Raw genomic sequence first — 23,883 nt, 5'->3', positions numbered from 1 at the left:
GCATAATAAGGAAGAAAAGTTGATTTTTTATTTCTAAAAACTGTATATTGAAGAGGAATATTCCTACATACGTAAAGGAGGGCTATTAATGAAACTAATGGAACAGCAACTGCATGAATTAGGTGGCTTGCGAGTACATATTATTCCGACTGATAAATTTAAAACAAATACCTTTGTATTTCGTTTTAAAGCACCTTTAAATGAGGAGACGGTGACAGAGCGTGCCCTATTGCCGTACGTATTGCAAAGTGCGACAGAAAAACTGCCTTCTGTAATTCGTCTTCGTCAATATTTAGAAGAATTATATGGATCTTCTTTAGCGGTAGATGTAAGTAAAAAAGGGGAAGACCATATCATCTCTATTTATGTAGACATTGCAAATGAAACATATTTACACGATGCACCACCGTTATTTGAAAAAGCGCTTTCTATGTTATCTGATATTGTTTTACATCCAGCAACAGAAGGGGACGGTTTTCTATCTTCTATTGTAGAAAGTGAGAAACGAGCACTCTTGCAACGAATTGAAGCTACTTATGATGATAAAATGCGTTATGCAAATGAGCGTTTAATTGCAGAAATGTGCAAAGTAGAACCATATCGCTTAAGTGCAAATGGAAAAAAAGAAAGTGTTGCTTCTATTACAAATGAAAGTTTGTATCAATATTATCAAAAAGTGTTAGCTGAAGATGAAATGGATTTATATATCATTGGTGATATTTCAGAAGATGCTGTGAAGCTTGTAAATAAGTATTTTTCGATCTCACCTCGCGCTATGAAAGAGAGAAATGTACTTCTTCATAAACGAAATAATGAAGAAAAAGAAATTGTTGAAAAACAAGAACTAAAGCAAAGTAAATTAAATATCGGCTATCGCACATTCATTACGTATAAAGATGAAGATTATTTTGCATTACAATTGTTTAACGGATTATTTGGAGGGTTTTCTCATTCGAAGTTATTCGTAAATGTCCGTGAAAAAAATAGTTTAGCGTACTATGCAGCATCGCGATTTGAAAGTCATAAAGGTTTGCTCTTCGTTATGTCTGGAATTGAAGCGAAGAACTTTGAAAAAGCTGTTGAAATTATTAAAGAACAGATGAAAGCAATGCAAAGCGGTGATTTTTCAGAGGAAGAGATTCAGCAAACGAAAAGTGTAATTCAAAATCAAATCTTAGAGGCAATTGATACACCACGTGGTTTTGTTGAAATGCTTTATCACGGGGTGATTTCAGAGCGTACGCGTCCAGTTGAAGAATGGCTAACGGGCATAGAAAGCGTGACGAAAGAAGAGATTGTGAAAGTTGCTAATAATATTGAACTAGATACAATTTACTTTTTACATGGAACGGAGGGAGAATAAATGGAGAAAATTGTGTATGAGCAATTAAAAGAGACGCTATATTATGAAAAACTTCCGAATGGATTAGACGTATATATCTTACCGAAACAAGGCTTCAACAAAACATTTGCAACATTTACGACGAAGTACGGTTCTGTTGATAATACATTTGTACCGCTTGGAAAAGAAGACATGACTCGTGTACCAGATGGAATTGCTCATTTCCTTGAGCATAAATTGTTTGAAAAAGAGGACCATGACGCGTTTCAATTGTTTAGTAAACAAGGTGCTTCAGCGAACGCTTTTACATCTTTTACAAGAACCGCTTATCTCTTTTCCTGTACATCAAATGTAGAGAGAAATTTAAATACGTTGTTAGACTTTGTACAAGAACCGTATTTCTCTGAAAAAACGGTTGAAAAAGAAAAAGGTATTATCGGTCAAGAAATTCAAATGTACCAAGATAACCCAGATTGGCGTTTATACTTTGGGTTAATCGATAGTTTGTTTGTGAAACATCCAATTAAAATTGATATTGCAGGGACGATTGAGTCTATTAGTAAAATTACAAAAGACCTACTGTATGAATGTTATGAGACTTTTTACCATCCGAGCAACATGTTATTATTTGTTGTTGGAGCGATTGATCCTGAAAAAACAATGGATTTAGTTCGTGAAAATCAAGCGAAAAAAGATTACGAAAATCAACCAGAAATCGTTCGCTCTTTTGAAGAGGAACCAGAAGAAGTAAATGAAAAGAAAAAGATTATTTCAATGCCTGTTCAAACTCCAAAATGTTTAGTTGGTATTAAGGCAACGAATTTAAAAGAAAAAGGGCAAGCTCTGTTAAAACAAGAAATTGCACTTACATTACTTTTAGATTATTTATTTGGAAAAGGGTCAGTTCATTACGAATCTTTATATAATGAAGGTCTTATTGATGATTCGTTCTCGTATGACTATACAGAAGAAAATAACTTCGGTTTTGCAATGGTTGGTGGAGATACGAAGCACCCTGATGAATTGGCAGAGCGATTAAAAGGTATTTTACTACAAACGAATTATGATCAGTTAGATGAGACTGGGCTGGAACGGGTGAAGAAAAAGAAAATTGGCGGATTTTTACGATCGTTGAATTCACCTGAATATATTGCAAATCAGTTTACACGATATGCGTTTAATGAATCTAGTTTATTTGATGCTCTTACAGTGTTAGAAGGATTAACTGTTCAAGACCTACAACAAGCAGCAAAAACATTATTAATTGAAGAGAAAATGAGTGTCTGCCAAGTGTTACCGAAAAAATGAAGTAATATGTGAATAAAAAACGCAGTATCTATATCCCTCATTTAACGTTTGGTTATTGCCAAATGGTAAGATGAGGGTATTATTTATATATAAAAAGATAAGAGAGGGAATTTATGAAAAAGTATGCATTAGTAACTGGAGGAAGCGGAGGGATTGGCTCTGCTATTTCGAAGCAGTTAATCGAGGATGGTTATACAGTCTATATTCATTACAATAAAAGCGAAGAGAAGATAAGGGGGTTACAAAAGGAGTTTGATGCAGTGATTCCTGTGCAAGCAAATTTAGCTTCTATCGATGGAGCAGAGAAATTGTGGGGACAAATCGAACATCCTATTGATGTTATTGTATACGCAGCTGGAAAGAGTATATTTGGATTAGTAACGGATGTTACGAATGAAGAATTAGATTATATGGTGGAGCTTCAAGTGAAGAGTGTATATAGACTTTTATCGATGGCGCTTCCAACGATGATCGGGCGGAGAAGTGGTAATGTTGTTGTTATTTCATCCATTTGGGGGCAAATAGGAGCGGCTTGTGAGGTGCTGTACTCAATGGTGAAAGGTGCACAAAATTCATATGTGAAGGCTTTAGCGAAAGAAGTTTCTCTAAGTGGATTGCGCGTTAATGCGGTAGCGCCAGGTGCGATCGAAACAGAAATGTTAAATGTATTTTCAGAAGATGATAAAAATGAAATTGCTGAAGATATTCCATTAGGTAGAATAGGACTACCCGAAGAGGTAGCAAAAACAGTCTCCTTCCTCGTTTCGCCAGGAGCTTCTTATATTACGGGGCAAATTATCGGAGTGAATGGCGGTTGGCATTGCTAAAAAATTCTTACATAAAAAACAAGAAATTGTACAAATTAAGCATGATTCTATTACTAAAATAGTGAGGTGCTTAAACATGTCAGTGTTAGATAATTTTGATCAGTGGAAGAGCTTTTTAGGAGAACGTTTAGAACAAGCGGGGGGAAAAGGGCTTGATGGTGGTGCCGTATCAGATATGGCATTTCGTGTTGGTGATTATTTAGCAAATGAAGTAGAAGCGCGCAACGATCAAGAAAAATTATTGTCTGAGCTTTGGAAAGTTGCTGATGAACAAGAGCAACATACAATTGCAAATTTAATGGTGAAGTTTGTACAACATAAGTAAAAGTAGAGAGGAGCTTCTCCTCTCTACTTTTTTTGTATAGTAATTAGGAGGAATAGATTATACATTTAGCTTCCCTATTAAGGTGAAATCATATAATATAGTACGTAGGTGTAAAGTAAGCGTAGGGGAGTGATCTTGGATGATTGAATGGTATTTTGAATATGAAATACATAAAAACCGACCTGGCTTACTTGGTGACGTTTCTTCGTTAATCGGTATGCTTGGCATCAATATTGTCACAATTAATGGTGTAGATAATGCACGACGTGGACTTTTGCTTATGTGTGATAATCAAGAACAAATCTCTAGACTTGAATCAATTTTAAATACGATGGATAATATAACGGTAACGAAATATCGTCCGCCAAAGCTTAGAGATAAGCTAGCAGTTAGACATGGTAGGTACATACAACGAGATGCAGATGATAAGAAAACATTTCGATTTGTGCGTGATGAATTAGGATTGCTTGTAGACTTTATGGCGGAGATAATGAAAAAAGAAGGTCATAAATTAATTGGGATACGAGGAATGCCTCGTGTCGGAAAAACAGAATCTATTGTTGCCGCAAGTGTTTGTGCAAATAAGAGATGGTTATTCGTATCATCTACTCTCATTAAGCAAACTGTTCGTAGCCAATTGATTGAAGATGAGTATAGCGACGATAATATTTTCATACTAGATGGAATTGTGTCGACAAAGCGTGCAAATGAAAGACACTGGCAGCTCGTTCGTGAAATCATGAGATTGCCTGCAACGAAAGTTGTGGAACATCCGGATGTGTTTGTGAGTCAGTCAGAATACACATTGGATGATTTTGATTATATTATCGAATTGCGTAACGATTATGATGAAGAAATTCAATATAATTTAGTAGATGAAATTGAGCAAGGTACGCAAAACAATTTCTCTATGTTCGACTTTTAAAGAAATATTGAGGTGTTAGTAGTGACGGAATTAGGACAAAAGCTGACAGAAGCAAGAGAAGCGAAAGGCTTATCTATTGATCAGCTGCATGAGATTACAAAAATTCAAAAACGCCATTTAGTAGCGATTGAAGAAGGCAATTATGATGTGTTGCCAGGAGCTTTTTATGCGCGTGCATTCATTAAACAATATGCAGATGCTGTTGGATTAAATGGAGAGGAACTGCTTGTGGAATATCAGAGTACGATACCACAGTCTGAAAAACGTGAAGTTCCACAAGTATCAACTGGACAAAAAACACAAGAAACAATGCAAAAATCTTCATCATGGCCAATTGCGGATCATATGCCCAAAATTTTGATTGCGTTGTTAGTAATCGCATTTGGAGTGGTAGTCTGGTTTGTTATTCAAGCGTTAACTGGAAAAGATGATAGGCAAGTTCAAAATGCTCAAAGTGAGAAAATTGAGGTTCAAAAAGCAAAAAATTCTCCGTTAGATACGAAGAAAGATGAAGCGAAAGCGGAAGAACCAAAAAAAGAAGAACCAAAGAAAGAAGAACCAAAGAAAGAAGAGCAACCAGCGCAACCAACTGGACAACAAGAAGTGAAGGTAGTTGGAACGAGTGGTAAGGTATCTACTTTGGAAATTCATAATAATAAAACATTAGAACTGGAAATTTCAGCGAAGGGTGCAAGCTATGTAGATGTTAAAGATGATGCGGGTAACGAAATTCTAAACACTACAGTACAAAGTGGTCAAACAGAAAAACGTGATTTATCAACAGTAAAAGAAGTGCGGCTTAATATTGGAAGTGCACCGAATGTTGAAATTAAACTGAATGGCCAAGTGGTTACTTTCCCATTAGATCCAGCAAAAGAATATCACCAAAGATTGGTGATAAAAAACCAAGGGATAGGGCAAGCTGCGCAATAACAGTCATCGCTTCGATGACTTTTTTCAATGAACAAATGTTTTTGACATGATGGAGGAATAGCTGTGAATTTACCAAATAAAATTACAATATCTAGAATCTTCTTAATTCCAATTTTTATGGTAATTATGTTAGCGCCCTTTGAGTGGGGCTCATTTATAATTGGTGATGTAGAGTTACCAATTCAACATTTAGTAGGGGCACTTATCTTTATTATTGCTTCGGCTACAGATTGGATTGATGGACATTATGCAAGAAAGTATAATCTTGTAACGAATTTAGGGAAATTCCTTGACCCGTTAGCAGATAAATTACTTGTTTCGGCAGCACTTATCACATTGGTAGAAATGCAATATGTACCTGCTTGGATCGTTATTGTAATTATAAGCCGTGAGTTTGCAGTAACAGGTTTACGCCTTGTACTTGCTGGGACAGGGGAAGTAGTTGCAGCAAATCAGCTAGGGAAAATTAAGACATGGACACAAATTATTGCAATTGCAGCATACTTATTACATGATGTACCGTTAAATCTACTTCATATTCCAGTTGCAGATATTTTCATATGGATTGCATTATTCTTTACCGTTATTTCAGGATGGGATTATTTCTGGAAAAATAAAGATGCTTTTGTAAACTCAAAATAGAAGTTTATGGGGGAATTGGGATGAATGCTGAAATTATTGCGGTTGGAACGGAATTATTACTTGGACAAATTGCAAATACAAATGCCCAGTTTTTATCTGAAAAGTTAGCTTCAATCGGAATTAACGTGTACTACCATACTGTTGTTGGGGATAATAACAAGCGATTACAGAAGGCAATTGAATTGGCTGAAGAACGAGCTGATATGCTCATTTTTACAGGTGGATTAGGACCGACAAAAGATGATTTAACGAAAGAAACAATAGCGTCTAGTTTAGATGAAGAGCTTGTGTATGATGAAAAGGCATTAACATCGATAAGTGATTATTTTAAGCGTACAGGCCGTGAATTTACGGAGAATAATAAAAAGCAGGCGCTCGTTTTAAATGGATCGACTGTATTTGCGAATGATCACGGTATGGCGCCTGGTATGGGATTAAATACGAATGGAAAAGTGTATATTTTATTACCAGGACCACCAAAAGAAATGAAGCCGATGTATATAAGTTACGTAGAGCCTTTTTTATGTAAGTTTACAACGGGGGAAAATATTTATTCTCGTGTTCTTCGTTTTTTTGGTATTGGGGAATCTCAATTAGAGGTGAAAGTTCAAGATTTAATTGATGGACAAACGAACCCAACCATTGCACCACTTGCAAATGATGGAGAAGTGACATTACGTTTAACTGCCAAACATCATGATGCTGATGAGGCGGAGAAACTGATTCAGCATGTGGAAGATTTGATTTTAGAAAGAGTAGGAGAATTTTTCTACGGATATGACCAAGATTTCCTTCATTACAAGGCAATAAGGCTATTGAAGGAAAAAGGGTTAACTTTAGCGTGTGCAGAAAGTTTAACAGGTGGTCTTTTTGGAAATCAAGTAACAGAAAATGCTGGTGTTTCGTCTGTATTTAAAGGCGGTGTCATTTGTTATCAAAATGATGTGAAGCAACAAATTTTACATGTACCTGAAGAAGTGTTACGTACTGATGGCGCGGTTAGTAAACAGTGTGCTCGCTATCTTGCTGAAAATGTAAAGGAACTGTTAAAAGCAGATATCGGAATTAGTTTCACTGGGGTGGCAGGACCGGATGCTTCAGAGCATAAAGAACCAGGAACAGTATTTATTGGATTGGTGATTAAAGATGAACCAGCTGTAGTCTTCGCGCTTAATTTAAGTGGAAGTCGTCAACAAATTAGAGAACGCTCTACAAAATATGGATTTTATCATTTATTTAAAAAGCTAGAAGAGATATAAATTTCTTCTAGTTTTTTTTGTTGGAAAACCTAGTTTTATTCGATATAAAATAAAAAAATCGAATAAATGTTCGATTTTTGTTGGCAAATTGAATTGAAAATAGGTATAATAAGATTAGCAATTTAGTTAAGGAGGAATTTTGAATGAGCGATCGTCAAGCGGCATTAGATATGGCGTTAAAACAAATAGAGAAGCAATTCGGTAAAGGTTCAATTATGAAATTAGGAGAACAAGCGGAGCGTAGAATTTCTACAATTTCAAGTGGTTCTTTAGCACTTGATGTGGCACTAGGGGTAGGCGGATACCCACGTGGCCGTGTTATTGAAATTTATGGACCTGAAAGTTCAGGTAAAACAACAGTTTCATTACACGCAATCGCGGAAGTACAGCGTCAAGGTGGACAAGCAGCGTTCATTGATGCGGAGCATGCAATGGATCCTGTATATGCACAAAAATTAGGTGTTAACATAGATGAATTACTATTATCACAGCCTGATACAGGGGAGCAAGGACTAGAAATCGCAGAAGCACTTGTACGAAGTGGAGCGGTTGATATTATCGTAATTGACTCTGTGGCAGCTCTTGTACCGAAAGCTGAGATCGAAGGGGACATGGGTGACTCTCACGTTGGTTTACAAGCACGTTTAATGTCACAAGCACTTCGTAAACTTTCAGGTGCAATCAACAAATCAAAAACAATCGCAATCTTTATCAACCAAATTCGTGAAAAAGTTGGGGTTATGTTCGGGAACCCAGAAACAACTCCAGGTGGTCGTGCGTTGAAATTCTATTCAACTGTCCGTCTTGAAGTACGTCGTGCTGAGCAGTTAAAGCAAGGTAACGATATTGTTGGTAATAAAACGAAAGTAAAAGTAGTTAAAAATAAAGTAGCACCGCCATTCCGTGTTGCTGAAGTTGATATTATGTACGGAGAAGGTATTTCAAGAGAAGGTGAAATCTTAGATATGGCTTCTGAACTTGATATCGTTCAAAAGAGCGGTGCTTGGTACTCTTATAATGAAGAACGCTTAGGACAAGGTCGTGAAAATTCGAAGCAATTCTTAAAAGAGAATACGGATTTAAGAGAAGAAATTGCCTTCTTTGTTCGTGAACATCACGGAATTGGTGAAAACTCTGGTGTTGAAGACACGGAAGATTCAACTCGTCAAGATTAAAAAATAAAAGACACGGTCCCGTGTCTTTTATTTTTTAATCCACTATGAAAGCGTTATATATAGCTGGAGATAAAATATTTATTCTATCCAAAAGGCTATGTGTAAAGGGGAATATTCATATATTTTAAGTGAATGAATTGGGATTTTCTAAGGTTTTCCAGGATAATATGCTGTCTGTTTTTTAAATCCATATAAGATTCAGGGCTTAAGGTAAAGAAAGTAAAAGTAGACAACGCTTGACAATGAAAATTGCGATAGATACAATGAGAATGTATATTTTTTCTTATATACGATATACTCTTCTCAAGAAGAGAAGTAATATTCGGAGTAAGACTTAAATCTTGCCGAAATAATAATATGACATTTTAATTGTGAAATGAAGAAAGTCCCTTAAAAAAGCGGGACGACGGTCTTTGCTGTACGTTGTAATTCAATGTACATGCCGACAGTCTTTTTTCATTCATAGCAAGGGGAGGTGAAATCATGAGTAGTAGTACAGTTTGGATACTCATCTCCATTTTGCTTGCAACAGTCGGTGCAGTTGTTGGCTTTTTTGTTCGAAAGTCTATTGCTGAAGCGAAGATTAATGGTGCAGCTAATGAAGCAAAACGTATTCTAGACGAAGCGAATCGTGATGCTGAAGCACTTAAGAAAGAAGCGCTTTTAGAAGCAAAGGATGAAATTCATACACTTCGTACAGAAGCTGAATTAGAAATTCGTGACCGTAGAAGCGAATTACAAAAACAAGAAAATCGTTTAATGCAAAAAGAAGAGAACCTTGATCGTAAAGACGAAACGCTCGATAACCGCGAGCGACAGTTAGAAAAGAAAGAGGAATCTCTTGTAGCGAAACAACAACAGATTGAAGAGTTGGAAAGCAAAGTGGGAGAGTTAGTTCAAAAGCAACAAACAGAATTAGAGCGCATTTCCAATCTGACCCGCGAACAAGCGAAAGCAATTATTCTTGGTAAAGTGGAAAGTGAAGTTTCTCATGAAATTGCCGTTATGGTAAAAGAAAGTGAAGTTCGCGCGAAAGAAGAAGCGGATAAGAAGGCAAAAGAGATTTTATCTCTTGCAATGCAAAGATGTGCAGCTGATCATGTTGCTGAAACAACCGTTTCGGTTGTAAATCTTCCAAATGACGAAATGAAGGGACGTATTATCGGACGTGAAGGTCGTAACATTCGTACGTTAGAAACGTTAACAGGTATTGACCTTATTATCGATGATACACCAGAAGCTGTAATTCTATCTGGATTTGACCCGATTCGTCGTGAAACAGCTCGTATCGCTCTTGATAAACTAGTACAGGACGGACGTATTCACCCAGCGCGTATTGAAGAGATGGTCGAAAAATCAAGACGTGAAGTGGACGAGTATATTCGTGAAGTCGGAGAGCAAACAACGTTTGAAGTGGGTGTTCATGGCTTACATCCAGATTTAATTAAAATTTTAGGTCGTTTAAAATACCGTACAAGTTACGGACAAAACGTCTTAAAACACTCTATGGAAGTTGCATACTTAACTGGACTTATGGCAGCGGAGCTTGGTGAGGATGAAAAACTAGCAAGACGTGCTGGTCTATTACATGATATCGGAAAAGCAATCGATCATGAAGTAGAAGGTAGCCACGTTGAAATTGGTGTTGAACTCGCAACGAAATATAAAGAGCATCCTGTTGTAATAAACAGTATCGCATCTCACCATGGTGACACAGAACCAACTTCTATCATTGCAGTTCTAGTTGCTGCAGCAGATGCATTATCAGCTGCAAGACCGGGAGCTCGTAGTGAAACGCTTGAGAATTACATTCGTCGTCTTGAAAAGTTAGAAGAAATTTCAGAGTCTTATGAAGGCGTAGAAAAATCTTTCGCAATTCAAGCAGGACGTGAAGTTCGTATTCTGGTAAAACCAGATACAATTGATGATTTAGAAGCTCATCGTTTAGCTCGTGATATTCGAAAACGTATTGAAAATGAACTGGATTATCCAGGACATATTAAAGTAACTGTTATTCGTGAAACACGTGCAGTGGAATACGCAAAATAAAGTGGTGAAACACCACTTTATTTTTTTGTGTTGGAATTGGGTAAAATAAAGAAAATTATTTATGAGCAGTATGCAAGTGAAAGAAACTTATAATAGATAAATTGTAACTGTTGTAAGGAAATAGCTTTAAGGTTATAGTATGGTAATAAAAAATGTAGTACATAGAAAGGGTAAGACATATGAGAATATTATTTGTTGGGGATGTAGTAGGATCTCCTGGTAGAGACATGATTCAACAGTACGTACCGGCATTAAAGAAGAAATATACACCGACAGTAACAATTATTAATGGAGAAAATGCTGCGGGTGGACGTGGAATTACGGAAAAAATATATCGAAACTTTTTAGAGTGCGGGGCACAAGCGGTTACGCTTGGAAACCACGCTTGGGATAACCGTGAAGTATTTGAATTTATCGATGATGCAAAATATCTTGCAAGACCAGCTAACTTCCCAGAAGGAACGCCGGGAAAAGGGCTTATCTTTGTAAATTGTAATGGAACAGAAGTTGCAGTTATTAACTTACAAGGACGTACTTTCCTTCCTCCAATTGATTGTCCATTCCGTAAAGTGGATGAGTTAATCAGTATTGCAAAAAAACGTACAAACATTATCTTTGTTGATTTTCATGCTGAAACAACAAGTGAGAAGCAGGCGTTAGGTTGGTATGTAGACGGTCGTGCTACAGCGGTAGTAGGTACACATACACACGTTCCTACAGCTGATAATCGTATTTTACCAAGCGGAACAGCTTATATTACAGATGTTGGTATGACAGGCCCATATGATGGGATTTTAGGTATGGATCGCGAAGCGGTATTGAAGAAGTTTTTAACGAACTTACCAGTGCGTTTTGAAGTGACGAATGGTAGAACACAATTAAGTGCAGTGTTAATTGATGTGGATCCTAATACAGGGAAAGCAAAGAAAATTGAGCGCATTTTAATTAATGATGACCAGCCATTTTTTGACTGATTTTTAACGAAAAGTTAGAGAATTCGTTATATTTTAATTTTTTAGAAAAATTACAGAAATTTAGCAGGAATACGTGCCATTCCTCGTGAATATAAGTTAAAGTGAAATAATTGCTATTACTTTTTATAGAAACGAGGAGGAAACGCGGAATGGAAATATTAAAAGTTAAAGCAACGTCGGTCCCTAATTCTGTAGCTGGTGCACTTGCAGGTGTTATTCGCGAACGCGGAACAGCAGAAATTCAAGCTATTGGTGCAGGTGCATTGAACCAAGCGGTAAAGGCAGTAGCAATTGCAAGAGGATTTGTAGCGCCTAGCGGTTTGGACTTGATTTGTATCCCAGCGTTTACAGATATTATGATTGATGGTGAAGAGCGTACAGCGATAAAATTAATTGTAGAACCTCGTTAAGTTGAAACAACCTGTTTGCATGTATGCAAACAGGTTGTTTTTGTAATGGAGGAATGAAAATGAAAATTTTTGATGCACATTGCGATGTACTCTTTCAGTTATGGAGTGCAAAGGGAAAAAAAGACTTTCAAAACGATTCACAATTACATATTACATTTGAACAATTAATGAAAAGAAAAGGAAGTATACAATGCTTTGCTATATATATACCAGAAACAGTAGCGTATGAAAAGCGTTTTGAAGTTGCGCTGCAAATGATAGATATTTTTCATAATGAAATTCTATCGCTACCAGGAATGAAGTTTATTCAGACAAAAAACGATATTAACATGCTAAAACAGGACGAGATTGGAGCATTATTAACATTAGAAGGATGCGAAGCAATTGGAAAAGAAGAGATGAAATTACGTTTGTTTTATCGCTTAGGTGTACGTTCCTTTGGATTGACATGGAACTATGCCAATCTGTTAGCTGATGGAGCGCTAGAGGCACGTGGAGCAGGTTTAACTACATTTGGTAGACAAGTTGTACAAGAACTTAATACGTTACATTTATGGACCGATGTGTCTCACTTAAATGAAAGAAGCTTTTGGGATGTTATTGAAATTGCTAAAAACCCAATTGCATCTCATTCAAACTGTTATCAACTTTGTGGGCATCCACGCAATTTAACCGATGAACAAATAAGAGCCCTTATAAAGAAAAATAGCATTATTGGTATTACTTTCGTACCGCAGTTTTTAACGAATGAAAGACAAGCGAATATAGCAGATATATTAAGGCATGTGGAATATATTTGTTCATTAGGTGGAGAAAAAAATATAGGATTCGGTTCTGATTTTGATGGGATTTTAGAAACTGTTGTAGGTGTAGAAGTATATAGGGATTATGAAAATATAATTAATCAACTGTGTAAAAAGTATAATGAATCAACTGTAGAGCGATTTTTGTATAAAAATTTTGTTGACTGTATAACGTTCTAAAGAATGTATTTTAAAAATTCAGAAGAATTAAAATAAATTCACTTGAATTTATTGATTTTTTTAAGACCTAATACTAGAATGGTAAACGAAATAGCATTATACTAAAGATTCAGGGAAAACAGAAGAGGCATAATTTGCGTCCATTGTAGTTTATTTGCATAAAAAATGCTAAACTAATACTGTAAAAAAATACACTACAATGAATGCAGCCAAAAGGGGTGTAGGAGATGATTAGTCAACTTTCATGGAAAGTTGGAGGCCAACAAGGTGAAGGAATTGAAAGTACAGGGGAAATCTTCTGTATTGCATTAAACCGATTAGGATATTACCTATACGGTTACCGCCACTTCTCATCACGTATTAAAGGCGGCCATACAAATAATAAAATTCGTGTAAGTACAACAGAAGTACGCGCGATCTCAGATGATTTAGATATTTTAATTGCTTTTGATCAAGAAACAATTGATTTTAACTTCCACGAACTACGTCCGGGCGGAATTGTAGTTGCGGATGCGAAATTTAATCCGACAATACCTGATAATACAGATGTAAATCTATATGTGATACCGTTTACAGATATTGCTTCAGAATTAGGCACATCTTTAATGAAAAATATGGTTGCTGTTGGGGCATCTAGTGCGGTATTAGGATTAGACGAAACAGCTTATTTAGAGGTTGTTGAAGAAATCTTTGGTCGTAAAGGAGAGCAAGTCGTTCAAAAGAATATGGAAGCAATTAAACGCGGCTCTCAATACATGAAAGAATTGCTTGGTGAGAAAGTAAACATGATGCAGCTTGAAAAAGCTGACGGTAAGAAACGCATGTTTATGATTGGAAACGACGCAATCGCATTTGGTGCGGTAACTGGTGGCGCTCGCTTTATGTCTGCATATCCAATCACACCTGCATCTGAAATTATGGAATATTTAATTAAAAAGTTACCGAAAGTCGGCGGAACAGTAATCCAAACTGAGGATGAAATCGCAGCTTGTACAATGGCGATCGGTGCAAACTACGCTGGTGTTCGTACATTAACAGCATCTGCTGGTCCTGGTCTTTCTTTAATGATGGAAGCAATTGGTTTAGCAGGTATTACTGAAACACCGCTAGTTATCATTGATACACAACGCGGTGGTCCAAGTACGGGCTTACCAACAAAACAAGAGCAGTCTGACTTAATGGCTATGATTTACGGAACACATGGTGAAATTCCAAAAATCGTAATGGCGCCAAGTACAGTTGAAGAAGCTTTCTATGATATTGTAGAAGCGTTTAACTTAGCAGAAGAATATCAAGTGCCTGTTATTTTCTTAACAGATTTACAGCTTTCTTTAGGAAAGCAAACAGTAGAACCACTTAAGTTAGATAAAGTGGAAATTCGTCGTGGTAAGCTTGATTTAGAAGTAGAATTACCAGAACGTGAAAATAAAGCATACTTCAAGCGTTATGAAGTAACAGAAGATGGAATTTCACCACGTGTTTTACCTGGTATGAAAAATGGTATTCACCATGTTACAGGTGTAGAACATGATGAAACGGGTAAACCATCTGAATCAGCGTTAAATCGTAAAGATCAAATGGACAAACGTTTCCGTAAAATGGCGAATTTACAGTTTAATACCCCTATTTACAAAAATGCTAAGCATGATGACGCAGACGTATTGTTAGTAGGCTTTAACTCAACTCGTGGTGCGATCGAAGAGGCAATGCAGCGTTTAGAACAAGAAGGAATGAAAGTAAACCATGCCCATGTACGTTTAATTCATCCGTTCCCAACAGCTGAAATCGATCCACTTGTGAAAAAAGCGAAGCGTGTTGTAGTAGTAGAAAACAATGCAACTGGTCAGCTTGCTAACATTATGAAAATGAATCTTGGCAATGGCGAGAAAATTTCTAGTCTTTTAAAATACGATGGAAATCCATTCTTGCCGAAAGAGATTTACAACGAATGTAAAAAAGGGGTTGTATTAAATGGCAACATTTAAGGACTTTCGTAACAGTGTAAAACCAAACTGGTGCCCAGGTTGCGGAGACTTCTCGGTGCAGGCTGCGATTCAGCGTGCGGCAGCTAACGTTGGTTTAAATCCAGATGAGCTAGCTGTTATTTCTGGTATCGGCTGTTCCGGTCGTATTTCAGGGTATATTAATTCATATGGTTTGCATAGTATTCACGGACGTGCTCTTCCAATTGCACAAGGTGTGAAAATGGCAAATCGTGATTTAACAGTTATTGCATCCGGTGGTGACGGTGATGGTTTTGCGATTGGTATGGGACATACAATCCATTCTATTCGTCGTAACATTGATATTACGTACATCGTAATGGATAACCAAATTTACGGATTAACAAAAGGGCAAACTTCACCACGTAGTGAAGCTGGATTTAAAACGAAAAGTACACCACAAGGTTCAATTGAACCATCACTAAATGTTATGGAAATGGCTTTAACAGCTGGTGCGACATTTGTGGCGCAAAGCTTTTCAAGTGATTTAAAAGAATTAACGCAAATTATTGAAGCTGGTATTAACCATAAAGGCTTTTCATTAATTAATGTATTTAGTCCATGTGTTACTTATAATAAAGTAAATACTTATGATTGGTTTAAAGAGAATTTAACGAAACTAAGTACAGTAGAAGGATATGATCCATCTAACCGCATGATGGCTATGCAAACATTAATGGAAAAGAACGGGTTAGTAACAGGTTTAATTTATCAAAACACAAAGCAGCCTTCTTACCAAGAGCTTGTAAAAGACTATAGTGAAAAACCTTTAGTGCAAGCTGATTTGAATATGGATCAGAAAATGTTTGATGAGCTTGTTGCTGAATTTATGTAATAATCGGAGAGAAGGTTGCCGCTTGGTAACCTTCTTTTTGAGTGAATAAAAATAATTAATAGATTTGTTTACTTAGAAAATTCAGAATGATAAAATAATATATAAATCGTTGTATAAAAATAGCATGTTCAATAACTGTGAAATGAAATATAGGATAAGAAGCCTTCTTCGTTAAAGTTGGCTAAAGGCTCTATACTATGATAATGTGTATAGGGATAAAGCAATATACTTTTGGGTAGGACAAGATGAAATAAAAAAAGGGAATGTCTATTTGTGTGGGGAAGACTTCATTCTTACGGATGATTAGATCGATTACTCAAGTTTCAAAGGGCAAGTTATCTCTCATGCTATCTAACATCATTGAGATGGGTCTAAGCGCATTAAAATGGACTACAGAGTGTGTGTATAGTTAAGGGTGAAAGGAGATTACCGATGAACGAGCAACAACGATTAGCAAGTCGACAAGCAAATTCCTCTACGAAAAAAGAAGAGAAAGATTATAGTAAATACTTTGAAAGTGTATACCAACCACCTTCCTTGAAATTGGCGAAAAAGCGTGGGAAAGAAGAAGTTAAAATTGAAAGAGATTTTGGCCTACCTAAAGAGTTTCGCGATTTTGGCGCAGGAAGAAAGTTTTACATTCGTACATATGGCTGTCAAATGAATGAGCATGATACAGAAGTAATGGCTGGGATTTTTACAACACTTGGATATGAGCCAACCTTTTCAACTGAAGAGGCAGATGTGATTTTATTAAATACTTGTGCAATTCGTGAAAATGCTGAAAATAAAGTGTTCGGTGAACTTGGTCATTTAAAATCATTAAAGCGAAGAAATCCGGATCTTATAATTGGTGTATGTGGTTGTATGTCTCAAGAGGAATCTGTTGTAAATAAAATTATGCAAAAAAATCAGCATGTAGATATGGTGTTTGGTACACACAATATTCATAGATTACCGTATATCTTAAAGGACGCAATGTTCTCAAAAGAGACGGTAGTTGAAGTTTGGTCAAAAGAAGGGGATGTAATTGAAAACCTTCCGAAAGTACGTCGTGGTGATATTAAAGCTTGGGTAAATATTATGTATGGCTGTGATAAGTTTTGTACATATTGTATTGTACCGTATACACGCGGAAAAGAGCGTAGCAGACGTCCAGAAGATATTATTAAAGAAATTCGCCATCTAGCTGCGAACGGTTATAGAGAAATTACGTTACTTGGACAAAACGTAAACGCATACGGTAAAGACTTTGAAGATATACAATATGGTCTTGGCGATTTAATGGATGAACTTCGTAAAATCGATATCGCGCGTATTCGTTTTACAACGAGTCATCCACGTGATTTTGATGATCATTTAATTGATGTTCTTGGAAAAGGTGGTAACCTAGTAGAACATATCCACTTACCGGTTCAATCTGGTAGTACAGATATGCTTAAAATTATGGCGCGTAAATATTCGCGAGAACACTATTTAGAGCTTGTACGAAAAATTAAAGAAACCATTCCGAATGCAGTGCTAACGACTGATATTATCGTTGGTTTCCCAAATGAAACGGATGAGCAGTTTGAAGAGACGATGTCGTTATATCGTGAAGTAGGATTTGATACGGCATTTACATTTATTTATTCTCCGCGTGAAGGTACACCAGCTGCAAAAATGCAAGATAATGTTCCGATGGAAGTGAAGAAAGAGCGATTGCAACGCTTAAATACACTAGTGAATGAATATGCAGTTAATAAGAATAAGCGTTATATAGGTCAAATTGTAGAAGTATTAGTTGAGGGAGAAAGTAAGAATAATCCTGAAGTACTTGCGGGATATACACGTACGAATAAACTTGTGAACTTTGTTGCTTCAAAATCTTTAATTGGTCAGCTTGTGAAAGTAAAAATAACGGAAGCAAAAACTTGGTCTCTTAACGGGGAATTGGTTAAGGAGCCGATTGAGGTGAAATAATAGATGAAAGTATATACGAAAGATGAAATTGTTGAGCAAGCGAAAGAATTAGCGAAAATGATCTCTGAAACAGAAGAAGTCGATTTCTTTAAGCGAGCAGAAGCACAAATTCATAAAAATGAAAATGTAAAGCGAGCAATTGATGAAATAAAAGCTTTGCAAAAACAAGCAGTAAACTTGCAACATTATGGGAAATGGGAAGCTTTGAAAAAAGTAGAAGCTGAAATTGATGCACTTCAAGATAAGTTAGATAATATCCCAGTTGTACAGGAGTTTAAATCTTCACAAACGTATGTAAATGACTTACTACAGCTAGTTGCTAGTACCATTTCTAACAATGTAACAGATGAAATATTAGTTTCAACTGGCGGCGATGTGTTGAAAGGTGAAACTGGTGCAGCAGTAGAAAGTAAAAAAGGAAATTGTGGTTGTTAAAGAGATGTCTTATTGACATCTCTTTTTTTTAGTGGGTTATATCGGAAATTCTTCTCAAAAAAAAGAATGACACATTCCGCTATTGTCACGCATATGATTAAGTGAATAGTGATTGAGGAGGGTTACGAATGTCCGAATTTAGAGAGATTATTACAAAAGCAGTGGTTGGAAAAGGACGTAAGTATACAAAGTCAACGCATACATGTGAATCGAATAATGAGCCAACAAGTATTTTAGGGTGCTGGGTAATTAACCATTCGTACGAAGCGAGAAAGAATGGAAAACATGTGGAAATTGAAGGTTTCTATGATGTAAACACTTGGTATTCATTTGATGGAAACACAAAGACTGAAGTTGTAACAGAACGTGTTAACTACAATGATGAAGTAAGTATTGGGTATCGTGATAAAAACTTCTCTGGTGACGATTTAGAAATTATCGCTCGTGTAATTCAGCCGCCAAATTGTTTAGAAGCTCTTGTATCGCCAAATGGTAATAAAATTGTTGTGACGGTAGAACGTGAATTTGTAACAGAAGTAGTTGGGGAAACGAAAATTTGTGTAAGTGTAAATCCTGAAGGTTGCGTAGAATCAGACGAGGATTTCCAAGTCGATGATGATGAGTTTGAAGAATTAGATCCGAACTTTATCGTCGATGCAGAAGAAGAGTAAGAGAAAGCTAGGGAGAAGTTCTTCCTAGCTTTTTACAGTACATAAGTGGTTCTGCATGAACATGATTCCTTATGAAATGTGCTATAATGAGGAAAGACTCCTGGAATAGGAGATATGGATGTCCGTGAAGTGTGACATATATGAATATAGATTATTATGTAAGAATTATGGAGGAAAGACATGACGCAATATACGCCTATGATACAGCAATACTTAAAGGTTAAGGCAGACTATCAAGATGCCTTTTTATTTTTCCGATTAGGTGATTTTTATGAAATGTTCTTTGAAGATGCGGTTAAAGCAGCTCATGAACTTGAAATTACATTAACGAGCCGAGATGGTGGTAGTAGTGAACGTATACCGATGTGTGGTGTACCGCATCATGCAGCTAAAAATTATATTGAACAACTTGTTGAAAAAGGATATAAAGTAGCTGTTTGTGAGCAAGTGGAAGACCCAAAAACAGCTAAAGGTGTAGTACGTCGTGAAGTAGTACAACTAATTACGCCAGGAACGATGATGGAAGGGCGTACAATAGACGAGAAGGAGAATAACTTCTTAGCAGCATTAACACATTTCGAAGATGGATCTTATGCGCTAGCTTGTAATGACTTAACGACTGGACAAAATACAGTGACGTTATTAACTGGTTCAGTAGAAGATATTTTATTAGAAGTGTATGCGACTGGTTCAAAAGAAATTGTTGTAGATTCTACATTTTCAAAAGATGAATTAAATAAGTTAACTGAAACATTAAAAATGACGATTTCGTATGAAGATACAATAACTATTCCAGAAGGATTAGAACATCTTGTGAAAAGTGTTTCCCAAGCAAAATTAATTAAAGCAATTGGACGCTTATTTAACTATGTGATAAGAACACAAAAACGTTCGTTAGATCACTTGCAACCAGTAGAAATTTATTACACGAATCAATTTATGAAAATTGATGTGCATTCAAAGCGAAATTTAGAGCTGACAGAAACACTTCGAACGAAAGAAAAAACAGGATCATTATTATGGCTATTAGACAAAACAAAAACGGCTATGGGTGGTCGTATGTTAAAACAGTGGATGGAACGTCCGCTAATCCAAAAAGAAAAAGTAGAAGAGCGTTTAGAAATGGTTGAAACATTTGTAAATGATTACTTCTTACGTGAAGATTTAAAAGAAAAATTAAAGGAAGTATATGATTTAGAGCGTTTAGCAGGGAAAGTTGCATTTGGTAATGTAAATGCACGGGACTTATTACAATTAAGACGTTCTTTACTGCAAGTACCAGCTATTTTAGAAGCGATTAGTCTGTTAGATAATGCTTATGCTGCAAGGTTAATTCAAGGTGCGGATCCATGTGAGAGCTTAACTGAATTACTAGGAAGAAGTATTCAAGAAAACCCACCGCTTTCTATTAAAGATGGAGATATTATTAAAGACGGTTATAATGACAAGCTTGATCAATATCGTTACGTTAGTAAAAACGGGAAAACGTGGATCGCTGAGCTTGAAAAACGAGAGCGTGATATTACAGGAGTTAAATCGTTAAAAATCGGGTACAACCGTATTTTCGGTTACTACATTGAAGTAACGAAAGCGAATCTTGGAGCACTTCCAGAAGGGCGCTATGAGCGTAAACAAACGCTTGCTAATGCTGAACGTTTCATAACAGATGAATTAAAAGAAAAAGAAACATTAATCTTAGAAGCAGAAGAGAAAATTGTACAATTAGAATACGATTTATTTACAGCGCTTCGCGAAGAAGTCAAAGTATTCATTCCGAAATTACAGCATTTAGCGAAAGTAATTAGTGAACTAGACGTACTGCAAAGCTTTGCGACAGTTAGTGAAGAAGAGCAGTTTGTAAAACCTGTTTTAACAAATAAGCGCGAAATCTTTATTAAAGATGGTCGTCATCCTGTCGTTGAAAAAGTATTGAACGGGAAATTGTATGTACCGAATGATTGTATTATGCCGGAGAAGATGGATGTCTTTTTAATTACAGGACCGAACATGTCTGGTAAAAGTACGTATATGAGACAATTAGCACTTGTTACTGTTATGTCACAAATTGGTTGTTTTGTACCAGCGACAGAAGCAGTATTACCTGTCTTCGATCAAATCTTTACGAGAATTGGTGCAGCGGATGATTTAATCTCAGGTCAAAGTACATTTATGGTTGAAATGTTAGAAGCGAAAAATGCAATTGCAAATGCATCAGAGAGAAGTTTAATTTTATTCGATGAAATTGGACGCGGTACATCTACGTATGATGGTATGGCACTTGCGCAAGCAATCATTGAACATATTCATGACCAAATTGGTGCGAAAACATTATTCTCTACACATTATCATGAATTAACAGTGTTAGAAGAAAGTTTAGACCAACTAAAGAATGTACATGTTTCAGCAATTGAAGAGAATGGAAAAGTAGTTTTCCTTCATAAAATTCAAGATGGAGCGGCTGATAAAAGTTACGGAATTCACGTTGCTCAACTTGCCGAGCTTCCAGAGAGCTTAATCGCTCGCGCGAAAGAAGTGTTAGCACAACTAGAAGGACAGGAAGAAATTGTTATTCCGAAACGAGTAGAAGTGAAAGTGCCAGAAGTCGCTCCAGAACCAGTTGTTGTAAAAGAAGAACCAGCAGAAATACAAGAGACGAAAGTAGAGACTGAGGAAGAATCGCAATTATCATTCTTTGGTGGAGAACAGTCTTCGAAAAAACAAGACAAGTCAGTTCTAGATGCAAAAGAAACGGCAGTACTTGCACAAATTAAAAAGATTGATTTACTCGATATGACGCCTTTAGAAGCGATGAATGAACTGTATCGTTTACAGAAAAAGTTAAAGAAAGGATGAGTAAGTAGATGGGGAAAATTCGCAAACTCGATGATCAACTCTCTAACTTAATTGCGGCAGGGGAAGTAGTAGAGCGCCCTGCCTCAGTTGTAAAAGAACTCGTGGAAAATTCCATCGATGCGAATAGTACATCTATTGAAATCCACTTAGAAGAAGCTGGATTATCGAAGATTCGCATCATCGATAATGGAGATGGTATTGCTGAAGAAGATTGTATCGTTGCATTTGAACGACACGCAACGAGTAAAATTAAAGATGAAAATGATTTATTTCGTATAAGAACGCTCGGTTTCCGCGGAGAGGCCCTGCCGAGTATTGCCTCAGTGAGTGAATTAGAGTTAATTACGAGCACAGGTGATGCGCCTGGTACACACCTTAGTATTAAAGGTGGAGACATTATAAAACAAGAGAAAACGGCAAGCCGAAAAGGAACAGATATTACTGTACAAAACTTATTTTTTAATACACCAGCGCGTCTTAAATATATGAAAACGATTCATACAGAGCTTGGGAACATTACAGATATCGTGTATCGTATTGCAATGTCTCACCCAGAAGTATCGTTAAAACTGTTTCATAATGAAAAGAAATTGCTTCATACATCAGGAAACGGTGATGTAAGACAAGTACTTGCATCGATTTACAGCATTCAAGTTGCGAAGAAGCTTATTCCGATTGAAGCTGAATCTCTAGACTTTACAATTAAAGGATATGTAACATTACCAGAAGTAACGAGAGCGTCGCGTAACTATATGTCAACGATTGTAAATGGCCGTTACGTTCGAAATTTCGTATTAATGAAAGCAATTCAGCAAGGATATCATACGTTATTGCCAATCGGACGATACCCAATCGGCTTCTTATCAATTGAAATGGATCCAATGCTTGTTGATGTCAACGTACATCCAGCAAAATTAGAAGTACGCTTTAGTAAAGAACAAGAATTGCTAAAGCTTATCGAAGAAACATTGCAATCGGCATTCAAAAAAATACAACTCATTCCAGATGCTGGTGTAACAACGAAGAAAAAAGAAAAAGATGAAAGTGTGCAAGAACAGTTCAAGTTTGAGCATACAAAACCGAGAGAATCATCTATGCCTAACATCGTTTTACCAACAGGAATGGATGAGAAACAAGAAGAAACAACGACTGTAAAACAACCAGCACAACTGTGGCAACCGCCGAAGCAAGAATGGCAACCACCACAGTCACTCGTAAGAGAAGAGCAAAGCTGGCAGCCATCCTCTAAGCCGGAAACGGTTCGGGAGGAAAAGGAATGGACTAGCAACGATGACGATTTTGAATTAGAGGAATTGGAAGAAGAAGTTCACGAAATAAAAGAGATTGAAATGAACGGTAATGATTTACCACCGCTTTATCCAATTGGACAAATGCACGGAACATATATTTTCGCTCAAAATGATAATGGGTTATATATGATTGATCAGCACGCAGCGCAGGAACGTATCAATTATGAATATTTCCGTGATAAAGTAGGAAGAGTAGCACAAGAAGTACAAGAACTACTTGTACCGTACCGTATTGACTTATCTCTTACTGAATTTTTACGTGTCGAAGAGCAGCTGGAAGAACTAAAAAAAGTCGGACTATTTTTAGAGCAATTCGGCCATCAATCCTTTATTGTCCGCTCGCACCCAACGTGGTTCCCGAAAGGACAAGAAACAGAAATCATTGATGAAATGATGGAGCAAGTCGTAAAACTGAAAAAAGTAGACATAAAAAAACTACGTGAAGAAGCAGCCATCATGATGAGCTGTAAAGCATCTATTAAAGCAAATCAATACTTAACGAACGATCAAATATTCGCTTTACTTGAAGAACTTCGTACAACAACAAACCCATATACATGTCCGCATGGAAGACCGATTCTGGTGCATCATTCTACTTATGAGTTGGAGAAGATGTTTAAGAGGGTTATGTAGGGTTAATGTCCAAAGAGAAAAAGTTCGTT

General features: G+C 36.6%; 20 protein-coding genes. All 20 read left to right on the top strand.

Translation table 11 applies throughout. From position 1 onward, the window contains the following. Window positions 1-88: 88 nt before the first annotated feature. The 20 genes from yfmF to mutL all read left to right on the top strand — a co-directional run bounded on the left by yfmF (window position 89) and on the right by mutL (window position 23,854). Window positions 89-1,363 carry an EF-P 5-aminopentanol modification-associated protein YfmF gene (gene yfmF / locus MR066_RS08755; RefSeq protein ID WP_242246877.1) on the top strand — a complete coding sequence of 425 codons (1,275 nt, stop codon included), beginning with the start codon at window positions 89-91 and terminating at the stop codon, window positions 1,361-1,363. Next, entirely contained in the window at window positions 1,364-2,650 is a 1,287-nt protein-coding gene (gene yfmH / locus MR066_RS08750; RefSeq protein WP_242246875.1) for an EF-P 5-aminopentanol modification-associated protein YfmH, read from the top strand. It begins immediately after the preceding gene. A 113-nt stretch (window positions 2,651-2,763) separates the two neighbouring features. After that, window positions 2,764-3,477, top strand: a complete 714-nt coding sequence (ymfI, locus tag MR066_RS08745) for an elongation factor P 5-aminopentanone reductase (RefSeq protein ID WP_242246873.1) — start codon at window positions 2,764-2,766, stop codon at window positions 3,475-3,477. Window positions 3,478-3,553: 76 nt separating this feature from the next. Further along, on the top strand, window positions 3,554-3,802 hold the full coding sequence (locus tag MR066_RS08740; RefSeq protein ID WP_000114449.1) for a DUF3243 domain-containing protein: 249 nt from the start codon (window positions 3,554-3,556) through the stop codon (window positions 3,800-3,802). A gap of 139 nt (window positions 3,803-3,941) precedes the next feature. Then, window positions 3,942-4,727, top strand: coding sequence for a DUF3388 domain-containing protein (locus MR066_RS08735; RefSeq protein WP_000574107.1), 786 nt, complete (start codon window positions 3,942-3,944; stop codon window positions 4,725-4,727). Between the two features lie 21 nt (window positions 4,728-4,748). After that, a complete protein-coding gene (locus tag MR066_RS08730) occupies window positions 4,749-5,660 on the top strand; it encodes a helix-turn-helix domain-containing protein (RefSeq protein ID WP_002142844.1) in 912 nt (303 codons plus the stop codon). A gap of 63 nt (window positions 5,661-5,723) precedes the next feature. Then, complete coding sequence (gene pgsA / locus MR066_RS08725) at window positions 5,724-6,302, top strand: CDP-diacylglycerol--glycerol-3-phosphate 3-phosphatidyltransferase (protein ID WP_002014596.1); 579 nt, start codon at window positions 5,724-5,726, stop codon at window positions 6,300-6,302. A 20-nt stretch (window positions 6,303-6,322) separates the two neighbouring features. Continuing rightward, window positions 6,323-7,561 (top strand): competence/damage-inducible protein A, encoded by a 1,239-nt coding sequence (locus MR066_RS08720; protein ID WP_242246872.1) that lies wholly within the window; start codon window positions 6,323-6,325, stop codon window positions 7,559-7,561. Window positions 7,562-7,704: 143 nt separating this feature from the next. Beyond that, window positions 7,705-8,736 carry a recombinase RecA gene (gene recA / locus MR066_RS08715; protein ID WP_002014599.1) on the top strand — a complete coding sequence of 344 codons (1,032 nt, stop codon included), beginning with the start codon at window positions 7,705-7,707 and terminating at the stop codon, window positions 8,734-8,736. A gap of 483 nt (window positions 8,737-9,219) precedes the next feature. Beyond that, a complete protein-coding gene (gene rny, locus MR066_RS08710; protein ID WP_002014600.1) occupies window positions 9,220-10,785 on the top strand; it encodes a ribonuclease Y in 1,566 nt (521 codons plus the stop codon). A gap of 179 nt (window positions 10,786-10,964) precedes the next feature. Beyond that, on the top strand, window positions 10,965-11,759 hold the full coding sequence (locus tag MR066_RS08705) for a TIGR00282 family metallophosphoesterase (protein WP_002014601.1): 795 nt from the start codon (window positions 10,965-10,967) through the stop codon (window positions 11,757-11,759). 149 nt (window positions 11,760-11,908) lie between these two features. Next, window positions 11,909-12,169, top strand: coding sequence for a stage V sporulation protein SpoVS (gene spoVS / locus MR066_RS08700; RefSeq protein WP_000404341.1), 261 nt, complete (start codon window positions 11,909-11,911; stop codon window positions 12,167-12,169). Window positions 12,170-12,228: 59 nt separating this feature from the next. Beyond that, entirely contained in the window at window positions 12,229-13,152 is a 924-nt protein-coding gene (locus tag MR066_RS08695) for a dipeptidase (protein WP_012261534.1), read from the top strand. A gap of 227 nt (window positions 13,153-13,379) precedes the next feature. Next, window positions 13,380-15,137, top strand: a complete 1,758-nt coding sequence (locus MR066_RS08690; protein ID WP_002014603.1) for a 2-oxoacid:acceptor oxidoreductase subunit alpha — start codon at window positions 13,380-13,382, stop codon at window positions 15,135-15,137. After that, window positions 15,124-15,990, top strand: coding sequence for a 2-oxoacid:ferredoxin oxidoreductase subunit beta (locus MR066_RS08685; protein ID WP_002088040.1), 867 nt, complete (start codon window positions 15,124-15,126; stop codon window positions 15,988-15,990). The genes MR066_RS08690 and MR066_RS08685 overlap by 14 nt, the downstream gene beginning before the upstream one ends. A 432-nt stretch (window positions 15,991-16,422) precedes the next feature. Continuing rightward, window positions 16,423-17,952 carry a tRNA (N6-isopentenyl adenosine(37)-C2)-methylthiotransferase MiaB gene (gene miaB / locus MR066_RS08680; RefSeq protein ID WP_002014605.1) on the top strand — a complete coding sequence of 510 codons (1,530 nt, stop codon included), beginning with the start codon at window positions 16,423-16,425 and terminating at the stop codon, window positions 17,950-17,952. 3 nt (window positions 17,953-17,955) lie between these two features. Next, window positions 17,956-18,387, top strand: coding sequence for a YlbF/YmcA family competence regulator (locus MR066_RS08675; protein ID WP_002033698.1), 432 nt, complete (start codon window positions 17,956-17,958; stop codon window positions 18,385-18,387). A 128-nt stretch (window positions 18,388-18,515) separates the two neighbouring features. Then, a complete protein-coding gene (gene cotE, locus MR066_RS08670; RefSeq protein WP_002014610.1) occupies window positions 18,516-19,058 on the top strand; it encodes an outer spore coat protein CotE in 543 nt (180 codons plus the stop codon). A 180-nt stretch (window positions 19,059-19,238) separates the two neighbouring features. Next, a complete protein-coding gene (gene mutS / locus MR066_RS08665) occupies window positions 19,239-21,911 on the top strand; it encodes a DNA mismatch repair protein MutS (RefSeq protein ID WP_016100771.1) in 2,673 nt (890 codons plus the stop codon). A gap of 8 nt (window positions 21,912-21,919) precedes the next feature. After that, a complete protein-coding gene (gene mutL, locus MR066_RS08660; protein ID WP_201052803.1) occupies window positions 21,920-23,854 on the top strand; it encodes a DNA mismatch repair endonuclease MutL in 1,935 nt (644 codons plus the stop codon). Window positions 23,855-23,883: the final 29 nt, after the last annotated feature.

The sequence above is a fragment of the Bacillus cereus group sp. BfR-BA-01523 genome, from assembly GCF_022662615.1.
Classification (GTDB): Bacteria; Bacillota; Bacilli; order Bacillales; family Bacillaceae_G; genus Bacillus_A; species Bacillus_A mycoides.
The sequence above is the reverse complement of the archived record's forward strand: the minus strand, read 5'-3'. Positions and strand labels throughout refer to the sequence as shown.

What these genes read in the sequence shown, in the direction of transcription:
- MR066_RS08685 (WP_002088040.1), top strand. Translation starts at nt 15,124, where the DNA reads ATGGCAACATTTAAGGACTTTCGTAACAGTGTAAAACCAAACTGGTGC.
- ymfI (WP_242246873.1), top strand. Translation starts at nt 2,764, where the DNA reads ATGAAAAAGTATGCATTAGTAACTGGAGGAAGCGGAGGGATTGGCTCT.
- yfmH (WP_242246875.1), top strand. Translation starts at nt 1,364, where the DNA reads ATGGAGAAAATTGTGTATGAGCAATTAAAAGAGACGCTATATTATGAA.
- MR066_RS08740 (WP_000114449.1), top strand. Translation starts at nt 3,554, where the DNA reads ATGTCAGTGTTAGATAATTTTGATCAGTGGAAGAGCTTTTTAGGAGAA.
- rny (WP_002014600.1), top strand. Translation starts at nt 9,220, where the DNA reads ATGAGTAGTAGTACAGTTTGGATACTCATCTCCATTTTGCTTGCAACA.
- MR066_RS08675 (WP_002033698.1), top strand. Translation starts at nt 17,956, where the DNA reads ATGAAAGTATATACGAAAGATGAAATTGTTGAGCAAGCGAAAGAATTA.
- spoVS (WP_000404341.1), top strand. Translation starts at nt 11,909, where the DNA reads ATGGAAATATTAAAAGTTAAAGCAACGTCGGTCCCTAATTCTGTAGCT.
- mutS (WP_016100771.1), top strand. Translation starts at nt 19,239, where the DNA reads ATGACGCAATATACGCCTATGATACAGCAATACTTAAAGGTTAAGGCA.
- MR066_RS08720 (WP_242246872.1), top strand. Translation starts at nt 6,323, where the DNA reads ATGAATGCTGAAATTATTGCGGTTGGAACGGAATTATTACTTGGACAA.
- miaB (WP_002014605.1), top strand. Translation starts at nt 16,423, where the DNA reads ATGAACGAGCAACAACGATTAGCAAGTCGACAAGCAAATTCCTCTACG.
- cotE (WP_002014610.1), top strand. Translation starts at nt 18,516, where the DNA reads ATGTCCGAATTTAGAGAGATTATTACAAAAGCAGTGGTTGGAAAAGGA.
- MR066_RS08705 (WP_002014601.1), top strand. Translation starts at nt 10,965, where the DNA reads ATGAGAATATTATTTGTTGGGGATGTAGTAGGATCTCCTGGTAGAGAC.
- yfmF (WP_242246877.1), top strand. Translation starts at nt 89, where the DNA reads ATGAAACTAATGGAACAGCAACTGCATGAATTAGGTGGCTTGCGAGTA.
- mutL (WP_201052803.1), top strand. Translation starts at nt 21,920, where the DNA reads ATGGGGAAAATTCGCAAACTCGATGATCAACTCTCTAACTTAATTGCG.
- recA (WP_002014599.1), top strand. Translation starts at nt 7,705, where the DNA reads ATGAGCGATCGTCAAGCGGCATTAGATATGGCGTTAAAACAAATAGAG.
- MR066_RS08690 (WP_002014603.1), top strand. Translation starts at nt 13,380, where the DNA reads ATGATTAGTCAACTTTCATGGAAAGTTGGAGGCCAACAAGGTGAAGGA.
- MR066_RS08735 (WP_000574107.1), top strand. Translation starts at nt 3,942, where the DNA reads ATGATTGAATGGTATTTTGAATATGAAATACATAAAAACCGACCTGGC.
- MR066_RS08695 (WP_012261534.1), top strand. Translation starts at nt 12,229, where the DNA reads ATGAAAATTTTTGATGCACATTGCGATGTACTCTTTCAGTTATGGAGT.